Source organism: Kribbella swartbergensis, from assembly GCF_054784135.1.
On the sequence record NZ_BAAGPM010000035.1, the window covers coordinates 1 to 12,360 of the forward strand.

The window sequence follows — 12,360 nt, forward strand, 5'->3', positions numbered from 1 at the left end:
CTAAGCCCGGAGCATAGCCCACGTCCGGATGGAGATCCTCCGACAACGGCCGATCCCAGCCAGGCTCCGATTCGCCGCGTCCGGATCTGCCGCCGGAAGTGATGGGAGACCACGCCGAGAGCGGTCAGCGTGCCGGCGATGCGCCTATCCTCATTCGGGGCGAAGGAAGGGGCGGACGGATGAGCCAGGATTACCGGGACGGTGACATCGTGCTCTGGAACCCCTCATCGGGAGTCTCCCGAGTTTTTCTCGGCCAGGTGCGCCTCTTCGAGGGTGAGCTGTCGTTGGCATCCGGCGTGGGGCCGATGGAGGCCGACGAGTGTCAATTCGATGTCGAACATCTCAGCACGTTCGCTCAGGCGCTCCTCACCTACTGCGGAGCGTCGAACCACGAGGTTCTCCACGCCCTGACGAACGGGTTCGTCATCACGGTCCTTGCCCTTGCCGAGCGGGCTGGAGCCGAGGTCCCGCCATCCCGCTTCGACGGCGGTCAACACGACGTCCAGGCTGGCAGGGGACCAGCACCCGCAGCCGAAACCGAGGACGAACTGCGTCAACGGGCGCACGCCATGCTGCCCTTCATGCCACGCTAGGCAGCAACGCACGCTCATGGCTCCGCCGATAGGAAAGTTGAAGCGTCTAGGTCGCAGCAAACTAGCCTCTGCCTATGAGCGAAGCATTCCGGGCCGAAGGAGTGTGGCGGCCGATTGAATACGCCGAAGCGTGGGCGGCGTTCGACGCTCGCTTCGACTTCAAGCCTGACTACTACGAGCGTGCTGTGCCTGCCATCCGGCTGCCTGACGTCTGTGTTGTGTTCGACCTCGCTCCTGTCTTTGCTCACGAGGGCGCTCGGTTCGCGGCCGCCGAAGCGGCGATCACCGCGGCTGCCCTCCGGAACTTTGTTTGGCTCACCGACGAGGAAGAGTTGACCGCGTTGGATTGGCAGCACACTTCATACCGCTACTCGCCGGCCAAGCACGCTCTCGCGGACGTCGGATGGCCCGTCCCGGTCTTCCCGAACGGCGACTACTACGTCCACACCACATCGGACCTGCGGTGGGGCACGTTCGCGCACCCGTGGCAGCAGTCGCTGACCGTCTGGGGCGAAGAGCTGGTGCGCACCCTCGGGGCGGAACTGTTGACCTGGCTACCGCGCCACGCGCAGCGCCCGTAAACGAGCGCATCTGCCCCGATGCGGCCGTTGTGCGTGCCGACGGCCGACCCTCCTCGCGTCGGCGTCCGCCGAGCAAACCGGGCGGCTTTCGCCCGCCAGGCGGATTTGACTAGTGCAGAGAATCCGGTTCCCGGTCTTCGGATCCTTGGCCCACGACGGAACCAGACCCCACTTGAGGTTGCGCAGCTGCCGGACCGGTTCGGCGTCGTCGCCGGCCCCGCGCGGTGGGCGGGCCAGCACAGCGGGGCTGGTCTTGGTTGGCGCGACGTTGTAGTCCGGTGCCTTCTCCTCGTCGGCGTAGGCTTCCTCGATCTTGAACGTCTCCAGCAGCTCCGAGCGGCTCCTGGTCGAGGCATATCGTCCGCACATGCCTACAGCCTGCCAGAGCGCCCTACCGGTCTAGCGGCAAACTGTTGCCGGTCCGATACCTCAGACAGTGAAACACTCACCGCTCAGCCCGCGATACACCGGTGGGGAGGGGCCGTGTCACACAAACGCTGCCGCCAGGAGCGGCCTGCGCCGACGGACGACGATCAGCTAGTCGTCGCCCGTCTGCTGGCCCTGTGGCGAGCCGTCGTCGACTCGCCACCGCCAGTCGACTTCGACCGCGCTGTGCTCGCCGACGACGCACTGCTCGACCAGCTGGCCGTTCCGACGATTGCGCCCAACCGGTCCACCCCCCCGTAGAAGTGGGCCGGCCGCCGGAACGACACGGTTCCCGGGAGCGCGGGGGGTCGGGCGCTCACCGGGGACCGCACAATCACGGTAGCTCGATCTGGTGATCTGCTCCGGCCGCGCACCCACTGATCCTGAGGTGCGTGCCGACGGGGCCTCGCGCTTCGCCGCCATGCGGGCGACGGCTTCACCCGCCGGTGGCCCGGGGCCTAGGACCGGCAAACACCCCACCAGTCCGCCAACCCGCTCCGGTACGCGGCCGAGGTTATCCACGGGTGGTCACGGGTTGTTCCGTGCCTCCCGGCCGTCGAATAGAACGCCTTCCTGCCCGGGGCCAGGCTGCGGATCCGAGGGCGGTTCGGAGGGTGCAGCACCGACCTCGAACGGCAGCGGCTTACGGAGGAGCTTGTGCAGAAGCGCCCGCCACAGCGGAGTCAAGTTGGCGCAGAGCAGGGCATTCATGTGGGCGACCTCCTACCCGAGAGTTGGCTCCGCCTCGGTTCTCCCCTCTCCGTTGACCAACGAGTCCCCGGCCGGATTCTTACAGTCGACTGGCTTGCCGAGCGCATTCGTGTTCTCGGCGTATCAGCGTTGCCGATCGTTAGGGCCGGAATAGCCCGTCGTGGGTTCGTACCTCGGTTTCCCATGGTTTCTCTGCCGGATCGACCTCTTATGAATCAAGGCGCGCCTTCGGCGCGCGACGTGGGCGTGCGCCTGCCCCTCCGGCCTTTCACCGCCCGCGCCCGCTCCGGGTGTCTTTCCTGAGCAAGTGCAACGCCTCCGGCGGGGCGTGCACGACGACGGGAAGACGCGAGTGGCGCTGCTCGTGGTCTGTGCGTTACGGCGTCCGTGCGGCACACTGTGCTTGTGACGAGAACGCTGGAGTTCTGGCCCGACTACGGGCAGGGGCCCCTCTGGGATGAGCAGGGTCGGGCGGTCAACCTGGATGAGCTAGACCTTCCTCCCGCACTCGTCGAGCGGATTCGCAACTGGCATGGTCGGTACGAGGAGGATCGCCTCCCTATCGACGGGCCAGGCGATTCAGGTTGGCTGAGCGAGGGCCTGGAGTTGTTGTCGAGCATCCGCAGTTCGCTGACTGACATCCGAGTTGTGGTCACGGAGCCGTGGTGGGACGAGACGGACAGCGATGCCCCCGAGGGGCCCTGAACAGCCGTCAACGACCCCGGGCCACTGAGCACGATCACTGCTCAAGGTGGGGGTCGTCGCGGGTTGGGGCTGGAGGCAAGGACTCGTATTGAGACGGTCAACAGTCGCTCCGCGAGCGTTAGCGAGCGATTACGAGGAGGCAACCAGGGTCACGTGGGGTCACCCGGGGGGACCGGTTGACACTCAGGACTAAGCGGTGAGCGTGCCGTCGACGGATCTTCCAAACTGGCTACCTGCTAACAGCGGACCTGGATGGGGCCGGATGCCGGTGGACAACCAAGCCGATCGCGTGACCGACAGGGCATGCGACAGACGACTGTGGACGGTCCGAATTCCGCTACGGATCAGACCCGGCACACGGACTGGCCCGAGCAGGCGTGACCCTCGACCTAGGGTGGTCTCGATGCCTGGCATGACTCGTGGCACCAAACGACGGATACGCATGGGGAATCTGGCGCTCGCTGGGGGCGGCCCTGTTGCTAAAAGCGCTCGTAGAGAGCAGTGCCACGCTGTCGTTCCTCCTCGTAATGAGAATGTCGGCGGCTCGCGCAGGGGTCTCGCTTCCCATCATCCGACCTGGCTCCTGGTGATAGCGGCTCTCATGACAGGCCCGGGTCCGGTTGTTCGGATAGCTGGAATGTCGACGGACTCTGGGGCGGGACCGGCCACTAAGCGGCATTTTGAGTACCCATGCGAGCTCCAGACAGCGCCCTGTCGACATCGGCGAAGCTCGCATCAACGAACGATGCGTTCTGGCCGGAGATTCTCGCCTCGGTGAACGACGGGTCCTTGTCGGAGAACGTCGCCCCGCTGAACAACGAGCGCGCTCTCCGGAGAGGTTCGCCCCGGTGAAAGACGTTTGGCTGAGAAGCTTGTCTTGGTGAACGTCTTGTTTTGGCCGGAGAGCCTCGCCCTGCCGAATAGTGTCTGGTCGCTGGAGAACTCCGCCAGGTTGAGCGTCGTGCGTTCGGCCGAGAACCTCGCCGCAGTGAACCACGTGTACCTGCTGCAGAACCTCGCCCCGTTGAACGACGTGCGTTCGCCAGAGAACTGTGCTTCATGGAACAAAGCCCGGTCGCCGGAGAAATCGCTCCTCGGAACGTCAGCTTGCCCATGAAAATCGCTCCATCGAATGTGGCATTGACCAGGGTGGCCCGGGTGAAGTCGTAGCTCAGCTTGCTCCAGCTGTCTTGAGCGTCGGGTTGGAGGTGCTGACGTATGGTGTAAACGATGGCCTGGCGGACTTGGATCTCGCTGGCTTTGTAGGTGGTGGTTTCGGTGCGTTGGATCGTGCCGCCGGCGTACTGACGCAGTTCTACTACCTGCTCGGGGTGCCCCGGCGGAGGTTCGCCTGCGTAGGCAGGCGGAGATACCCGCACAGCACGTCGACGCACTGCCGCCGCCGGGTGACCCACTCGTCGGCGAGGGCTTCCATGGCGTGGACCCCAGCGAGCCGGACTGCGGGACGGTCGCCGCCAAGCTGGGCTGCGGCGGCGACGAACCGTTCGGTGAACAACCGGATCTGGTCGCGTTTGCCGGCGGCGTCGCGCTCGAGGTGCTGCTGGCCAGTAGTTCACTACCAGGGCGATCGCGGCACCGCCAGAGGCCACTACACCGAGCGCCAGCTTCACCACGTCGGCCTGAGATGCCTGGTCGCCATACGGCTCCCAGGGGCATTTCCGTACCAAAGCCGTGAGACCAGCGCCCAGGCCCCGACAGCGCCGAGGAACAGCCACGCCGGTCCGCACGGTCGCCCACGGCAACCCATCGACACCGCCTGGTCGCCGTGCCCGTGGGTCGATACGCCGGCCGTCTCCCCGCCGTCCAACGGCCAGGACCACCGACCGATGCTCTCGGCTCCGCCCCACGTCCCGATTCGCCACGCTGATCCCCCTCCAGCTCGCTTTCCGCGAGACCAGTAGTAGATCGGACTCCGCGCGGCTAGGGAAGGAGGCTAGCTGGACGAGGCGGGTCTGCCCTCCGGCCGTTGGTAGCCCGGCTCGTCTCTGCCGCGCCGAGACGGCGGGAGTCTTGCTCCGACTGCAACGACATCGGCGAGCGCGTCGATCCCTTCGACGAGCAGCACGACACCGTGGAGATTGTTCTGATCGCGGCGAGCTTGGTCGCCGGCGTACGCCGGTCGCCAATGGATCGGTGCGGTCCGAGCGAGACGCGGGCCTTGACTAGGCCCCGGATCGCGGCATGAGAGTGCATATTGTTGTCTGGCAGCTCGCGGTTCGGGGATCATGGCCTCGTGACTGTCAACGATCCCGACGCGCGGATCACCTTTGATCGGAAGGTGCACGCGCTTGAAGGGCTTCGCATCCGCGCGGTGGACTATTGGGACATTCACACCTACGGTCCGAAGCCTGCTCGGTGGGATTATAGCGACTGGCATCACGCCGTCATGGGTGTGCAACTTTCCACGGACGCCGGTCGGTCGTCTCGTAATGAGAAGCTCATCGGTTGGATTCCGACAGGCGGTCCCCCAGGGCGAGGGACCTAGCCGATGTCATCCATCCGTAGATGTGCGAGGCCGCGTCCCCAGATCTTGGCGCGCTGACTCGTCGCTCAATGCGTGCCCGCACATGACTGCCCAGTGTGTGGCGTTGGACCATGACCATCGAATACTCGACTGAGTGCAGGTGGTAGGTGACGTAGCTCGCTGCCGACAATGGGAACCAATCACGCTCAGTTCGAGCTGCAACTGAACGCCGACGGCGGTTTTTTGGTGAGAGGTGGACGGCCAAAGGCGGGACGGCACTCTGCCGATGGGCTTTAGCGAGCCGGGGCCGAGGACCGTCAGAGGCCGTCCGGAGCCGACAGCTCCTTCTCCTCTGGCCCGCCGAGGTGCTCGACCGACTGAGCCGAGCTGGCCTCTCCAGGTGATGCCGCGGTCAGCATGCTCAGGAGGCGCGAGTGGTGAACCGACTGCGCTGGGGCCGTTTGTGGTGGAGCGGCGCCGAGTGGTCTCGGTCCTTGGATGTTGAATCGCTCGCGGTAAGCGGCCACGTCGCGTAGGTAGGTCATCCGTTCGTGCTCAGATCCGCTTTCCAATACGTGAAGTAGCTCCCGGAACCACGGGGGTTGCTCGCGGGCGGCCTTGTCGACTAGCCAGTCGGCGCGTTGGGCGATCTGGGATTCTAGTTCGCGTAGTGGTGCGATCAGGGTGGGATCGGTGACTTGGGTGGCGGGGGTGACGAGGCCGGCGATCAATGGTGGGTGATGGCCGGTGCGACGGATGGCGCGGGTAATGAGGCGTTCCACTCTGGTGTGGAGGACTGCGGCTAAGTCGTGGGCGTTGGTTAAGGGTGATTGGCTGACGGCTCGGTGGAGGAGTTCGGGGATGTTGAGTTTGGCGTTCTCGGCACGGCGGAGTTCGGCGACGAGGGCGCCGTACGCGGGGGACGCTTGTAGGGCAGCTTGGTCTGCCGCGTCCAGGCCGCTGGTACTTATCGCTTGTCGATAGCGCGTGCGGGCATCTAGTTGGCAGATGTGTTCATGGATGGGGATCAGGCGGTCTAGGCGAGTGGCGTTGTCTAGTTCTTGACGTATGACTTCGTGGGCGGATTGTTCTACGCCGGGGTCGTTGAGGACTGCTTCGAGGACGTCTTGCATGGTCTGTTCCGGGTGGGGTTCGTGCATGTCCGAGGTGGACTGGTGTGTGGCTATGTAGGCCTGGTTGGTGTGGCGGCCGCGGGTCATGCCTACGTAGAGCAGGGCTCGGGTGAGTTGGTCGGTGACCAGTAGGTGAGCGGTGTCGACTGTTGAGCCTTGGGCTCGATGTGCGGTCGTAGCGTAGGCGAGTTCGACAGATTTTTGGACGTAGGAGCTTGGGAGGGTGACGGTCTTCTGGTCATGGTTCTGCACGGTTAGCGAGCCGTCGGGCCAGCGGTGGATGACGGTCCACCGGTCTCCGTTTTGGACGTATCCGGATTTGCCGTAGCGGAGTCGGCGGTTGTTGAGACGGGTGACTATGTGGTCGCCGAGACCGACGTGGTTGCCGTTGTGGAGTTCGATACCGTCCGCCTCGACTTCCCCGGTGGTGATGCGGTCGAGGCGGGCGCGGGCGTTGAGTCGGGCGACGGTGGTGTTGTCGGCGGCGATGAGAAGGCTGGTCTTTCCGCCGTTGATGTCAGCCAGCCATGCCTTGTACGCGGCGTCTTCCATCTCGTCGGTGGAGCCCGCGGCCAGTCGATTGTGGTCGTCGTACTGGTCAATTGCGGCGAGGTCTCCGCGGCGAAGCGCGAGGCTCGCTTCTCGTTCCCAGGTGTTGGTGAATCTCCAGACGTCGCTGAGTTCGGCAGCGTTGGTGTCGTGAGCGACCAGGCGGAAGGCCCCACCGGTGTCGGCGGCGCCGAGTTGCGCGTCGTCACCTACGAGGAGCAGTTTCGCGCTGGCTGCGTTTGCTGCGCGGGCGAGGGTCGCGAGTTCCATGGTGCTGGCCATTGAGCTCTCGTCGACGATGACGAGCTGGTTCGGACGCAAGGACCACCGGTCCTGTTCGGCGTGCAGTGCTGCGAGGAGGGCGGATAGGCGTTGGTGTCGTCGGCGGCGCCCGGCTTGATGAGCGAGCTGGGCGGCATGCTGGGCCTGCTGGATCTGGTGCCGGCGCTGTTCAGCTCCGAGTCCGGTTGATTCGTAGATCCATTTGGCGATGTTCTCCGTCGGTGTGCCGATGGCGTCGCAGAGGACCGTGGAAGCCGCCGAGGATGGTGCGAGAGCGATGATTGATCCCTCGCCGTGAACGGACTGCCAGCTGGTGGTAAGGGCGGCGAGCAGGCTGGTCTTGCCGGTGCCTGCGGGGCCGATGAGGGCCTCGAGCCTCTGACCGCTGGTGGCAATTCGATGGAGCGCCTGCACCTTGTCCGCGCTCAGTCCGGCGGGGTTCAATGCGCTCGTGTCGATGGTTGGCCCGCTGGAGTCGTGGGCGAGGTCGAGGAGCAACGATTCCGCGCCAAGGATCACGGGCGAGGTGAAGATCTCGCCGTTGTGGATCGTAAAGACACTCTCGCCACTTGCTCTGGTGATCGGGACCGTCACGAGTTCCGGTGCAATGATGCTGATCGACTGCTGTTCCGCGCTCTCGACGATCGACTGAAGTACGGCGACGCGATCGCTGGTGGATACGAGTCGAAGCAGGCGTGTTTGGCGTGCGGCTTCGGCGAGGAGGTTCCACCGGGTCCAGGTCGCGCGCTTGTTCTGCAACGTGAGGACGGTTGCAGCGCCGTACGCCTCGATCGTCTCCGGCCGCAGATCAGCGGCAGCCATCGGGCGACTGCTGGCTTCGTCGAGCGACCGCTGAATGGCGGCTACGACGTCGCGGCCGATCGCCCGATCCGCACGAATCCTCCACTCCGCCATCAGTGCTGCGAGTGGGCGGGCGAGGTGCTTGGGCGGGCGATTCATGAGCGTTGCCTGTTGACGGAGGACGTACATCTCGCGGCGGTCCGGTGGATGAATCTCGTCGGCTCGCTCGTCGAGAAGAGCGGCTAGGTTGGCTTCGATCTGCTCGGTTCTGGCGGAGAACTCGCGGATCAGCTCGTCCGGCACGGCCTCGACCTCGAACGCCGGGTTTCGCTGTAAACCGCGCTCCCGGACTTCCCAGTTCACACCGAGGCGTTCGCACAGTTTGTCGGCGAGGATCACGTTGTGGACTTCTGACATCGCGACGATGGAGCGGTACAGGACGCGGCCGTCGAGGGTACGCCACTCACCGTCGGGACCTTGTACGCGGTTGGCGACGACGACGTGGGTGTGGAGCTGCGGATCGCCGCTGCGCGTGTCCCAGTGGTCGAAGGCCGCGGCGATCAGGCCGCGGGTGTCGACCTGCGCAATGCCGTCCACGCCGGTTCTGGTGAAGGCAGCATGCTGTTCGATGAGGTCGAGAACGTCCTGTACGGCCTCGTGATGTGCGGCGACGATTTGCTCTTGGACACCTACGTCGGTTGTTGCCCATAGCGCCGAAACGGACTTGGCAGGGGAGAAGGTTAGGTCGAAGCCGGCGACCGCCTGCCGTGTCTTCTGACGCATCTCCTCCTTCCAGATCTGGGCGATCGCGTTCTGTCTCGCTGGCTCGTCCAACGCTGGGTCGAGCGTGCGTATCCGGTCCTGGATCCGCTCCGACGGACGTTTGTAGACCCGATGCGGACGTCCGAGTGTGCAGCCCGTCAGTGGGTCTTCGGCCCGGCCGAAGAGCGCGGACATCTGCGCTTCGGTGACCTCGCTTCCGGGGGCCAGGTGGCCGTCACCGAGCCCGCTGAGCCCGCTGCCGATCCATCGGCCCGGTGGGTATCCGGAGGCCGTGTAGTACGCCGTCAGAGGGGTGGCCATGCGGCGATCGACATCGCCAGAAGCGATATGGCGAAGCAGGTACTTGTAGCCATCGCCGGCGGTGAGCCGATGGATGCTCAGCATGACCGCCCACCATCTGATCGCCGGTTCGGGCGACGCATTGGGTGCTCCATGGACAGATCAACGGCTGGCCGGAAGGCACGGAATCCTGCCGTGCCGGCAGCGTCCGCTCCTTGAATGCAAGAAGTGTGACAGCGGTGGCCCTGTCTCGCCGCCGAAAAGTTGTCTTCGGCATCCGTTGAGTGGCCGTGGTTCGGGACGAGCGCAGGTGCGACGTCCTGGACTACGCGATCCAGGACCACCAACGGAAGGAAGCACTGTGAACAGCAATCTGGCCGACGGCGACGAGGTACGTCGGAGGGTCGTCGACCTTGTCGCTCGGGCCGAGGCGATCGTCGAGGCGTGGGAGGCGACTGCTGTCGATGGCCGGTGGGCGATGACGGCATTCAGCCGCTACCGACTGTGCGAGCTGCTCGACATCACGCCGTACGGACCGTACGACGGCAGCCTTGACGACGATCCAGCCGCGTTGCTCGACGAAGCGGCGCTTGCGGTCGACGAGCTCGACGTACCGATCGAGGAGCTGAGTTGGCGGCTCGCGCTGGGGGATGCTTTGCGAACGGCCGCGACGGACATTCGGATGGTTCAAGATGCGCGCGACGTATGAGGATCTGCTCCGCACCGCGCGTCGCATGGCGGTGAACGCCCACCGTGGGATCCGCGCAGATGAAGCCAGCCTCATGGCGGACTGGGAGGCAGTCCTCGCCGCAACGGTCGTTCACCTGCGTTGGCTGCGAGGTCGCCTTACCACTCACAGTCCGATGGGCGCACCGGTGAGGGTGTCGGACACCTCCCTGGGCCGCCTCGCCCAGGCTCTCGGCGCAGGAGCTGACCTGATCGCCACGCAGACTCCAAACACTGCGAGCGTCCTCAACGACCATGAGGCACTCGCGGCCGCCAGAGCGGAGGTCGCGGCGATCGCGCTGATCGGTGAGAGGGCCGTGCTACGTGACATCCGCACCAGGACGCCGGGGCACCACCACCTGCTCACGGTAATGGCGGAGCTCGAGTCGCTTGCCCAGGCCGACGTACGGCGACGTGGACTCGGAGCACTCGGCGCCCTCACCACAGGAGGACCACCTGCACCGGTCGACGGGCTCTCTACGCTGGTCCACCACTCCGCCAGGTGGGAACGTGCGCATGCCTCCGTGCCACCGTTGACTCTCCTCACCCGAGACCTGCGCTCTACGACAGCCCAGCTGAGGACCGTGTGCCGTCATGTGTGGCGCTTCGCGGATCATCTCCTGGCTGCACCCCAGGCCGAGCTCGACGCCCGTCAGCGACTCGATCTCATGACACTCAAAGCAGGACTGCGCGCATTTGAGGCGGGCGCTGTCCGGGCTGCCGAGTGCTGGCGACGTCGGCTGTCGGACCTGCGCGGACAGAGCAGCTCGCCTGGCGAGGTCGCCTTTCTCGATCTACGAGCTGCGCTCGATCAAGTGGTTCGATCCGACGGACGGCTGCTGTCGCCGGCCGAGCTCGTACCGAACGGACGGGCCGCTGCAGCCTTGCTGGACGCGATGGATGAACTCTTGTGGTCCGCCGATCAGGTGGCCAGGAACCAGAAGCATGCGGTAGCGGGTCTGATCCTGGAAGGACGCCTGTTCGTTCCCCGACGCGAGGTTGCGAGGGCCAATCTGACCTATCTACGTCGACCCAGCGGTGGCTCCAGACCTCTGCAGGCTCGATGGGTACGCACGAATCTTGCGAACTGCTTCGACGAGCTGACAGATGGCATGACTTGGAGCGTCGATCATTTGGCTGTCGCAGCCGACGTTGCCCGCCGGCTCGCCGGGACCTCGCATCAATCACGACCGGCCGGCGAGGAACGTATGAGAGCTCCCGCGCCATACCTCGACGTACCGAACAAACCTCGTCGAACGAAGCCTTATGGCACCGGGATCGCGAATCCAGGACCAGAGCCGGCCGAGCTCGAACGTTGAGCTGGTGTGGACAGACCTTGTTGGAGGTTGCTATGAGCAAACAAGAGGTCAGCGCGGAGGACCTGCACCAGGTACTCGAGGCAGAAGTGCGGAAGCTGAGAACTGGTGCCGACTGGACGAGATGGTTGGACGCGGCGGCACTCTTCCCGCGGTTCGGCTTCGGGAACGTCGTACTCATCAATCTGCAGATGCCACAGGCCAACTGGGTCGCACGCGCGCATGCATGGGAGAAGCTGGGGCGACGCGTCATGAAGCAACACGCCATCAGGATCCTGGAGCCAGTCAGATCGCAGACCGCGATGGGCGCGGCGCTCGAAGCGGCCAGCGCGCGTCTGGGGCATGTGCAGCGACATGTGATCGGGTTTCGAGTGGGGACGGTCTACGACGTCACCGACACGGTTGGCCCACCCGTACAACTGCCTCGTCCGCCGGCTCCTGCTCGTCGAGCGGTTCCAGAGGGCCTGTGGGGCGCTCTGCTGCGGGAGGCCTCTGCGGACGGCTTCACCGTCGACGTTCGTCCGACAGGAGACGCATCGGAGGGCTTCACCGACTACGACGCGCGACAGATCGTGGTTGCCGATCACCTTGATGACTTCACGGCTGTAGCACGATTGGCTCACGAGGTCGGACACATGCGCTTGCACTCGGCCGAGGACGTCACGGGTTCAGGGAGCGTGGTGTGCCGTGGAGTTCGCGAAGTCGAGGCCGAGTCGGTTGCTTACATCGTGCTTACGCATCATGGACTCAGCATCGAGGCCTCATCCTTCGACTACGTCGCCAGTTGGGCAGCTCTGGTCGATCCACACGAGCCTGAGAGCGTGATCAAGGCGACGGGTGCCCGCGTCGTCAACGCTGCCAGACAGCTCATCGACTCGACCAGCAAGTACATGAAGACCGACCGGACGCACCTGACACCAGTGCCGGCGCGGCCTCTCGACTCGCTCTTCCTCCCACCAGACGGCGACAGCCCGGCGCTGTGACGGGTGA

General features: G+C 65.1%; 9 protein-coding genes. 7 read left to right on the forward strand and 2 right to left on the reverse strand.

Annotation, left to right across the window (positions count from 1 at the left end; genetic code table 11):
• The first annotated feature begins 179 nt into the window (after positions 1-179).
• Positions 180-593 carry a DUF6086 family protein gene (locus tag ACYVOK_RS32110; protein WP_460666352.1) on the forward strand — a complete coding sequence of 138 codons (414 nt, stop codon included), beginning with the start codon at positions 180-182 and terminating at the stop codon, positions 591-593.
• 74 nt (positions 594-667) lie between these two features.
• Positions 668-1,174, forward strand: coding sequence for a DUF2716 domain-containing protein (locus ACYVOK_RS32115; protein ID WP_460666353.1), 507 nt, complete (start codon positions 668-670; stop codon positions 1,172-1,174).
• Here the strand turns inward: ACYVOK_RS32115 and ACYVOK_RS32120 are convergent.
• Complete coding sequence (locus ACYVOK_RS32120; protein ID WP_460666354.1) at positions 1,148-1,543, reverse strand: SOS response-associated peptidase family protein; 396 nt, start codon at positions 1,541-1,543, stop codon at positions 1,148-1,150. The genes ACYVOK_RS32115 and ACYVOK_RS32120 overlap by 27 nt on opposite strands.
• Before the next feature lie 114 nt (positions 1,544-1,657).
• Here ACYVOK_RS32120 and ACYVOK_RS32125 point away from each other — a divergent pair, with 114 nt between their 5' ends.
• Positions 1,658-1,861: a hypothetical protein gene (locus ACYVOK_RS32125; protein ID WP_460666355.1), complete on the forward strand. Its 204-nt coding sequence runs from the start codon at positions 1,658-1,660 to the stop codon at positions 1,859-1,861.
• A gap of 855 nt (positions 1,862-2,716) precedes the next feature.
• Positions 2,717-3,016, forward strand: coding sequence for a hypothetical protein (locus ACYVOK_RS32130; RefSeq protein WP_460666356.1), 300 nt, complete (start codon positions 2,717-2,719; stop codon positions 3,014-3,016).
• A gap of 2,802 nt (positions 3,017-5,818) precedes the next feature.
• On the opposite strand, the gene mobF is transcribed toward ACYVOK_RS32130, so the two are convergent.
• A complete protein-coding gene (gene mobF / locus ACYVOK_RS32135; RefSeq protein ID WP_460666357.1) occupies positions 5,819-9,433 on the reverse strand; it encodes a MobF family relaxase in 3,615 nt (1,204 codons plus the stop codon).
• Between the two features lie 256 nt (positions 9,434-9,689).
• On the opposite strand from mobF, the gene ACYVOK_RS32140 reads away from it, so the two are divergent.
• The 3 genes from ACYVOK_RS32140 to ACYVOK_RS32150 are packed head-to-tail and all read left to right on the forward strand — an operon-like array spanning position 9,690 to position 12,353.
• Complete coding sequence (locus ACYVOK_RS32140; RefSeq protein WP_460666358.1) at positions 9,690-10,037, forward strand: hypothetical protein; 348 nt, start codon at positions 9,690-9,692, stop codon at positions 10,035-10,037.
• Positions 10,021-11,373 (forward strand): hypothetical protein, encoded by a 1,353-nt coding sequence (locus ACYVOK_RS32145; protein WP_460666359.1) that lies wholly within the window; start codon positions 10,021-10,023, stop codon positions 11,371-11,373. Before ACYVOK_RS32140 ends, ACYVOK_RS32145 begins: the two co-directional genes overlap by 17 nt.
• Before the next feature lie 32 nt (positions 11,374-11,405).
• On the forward strand, positions 11,406-12,353 hold the full coding sequence (locus ACYVOK_RS32150) for a hypothetical protein (RefSeq protein WP_460666360.1): 948 nt from the start codon (positions 11,406-11,408) through the stop codon (positions 12,351-12,353).
• Positions 12,354-12,360 lie beyond the last annotated feature (7 nt).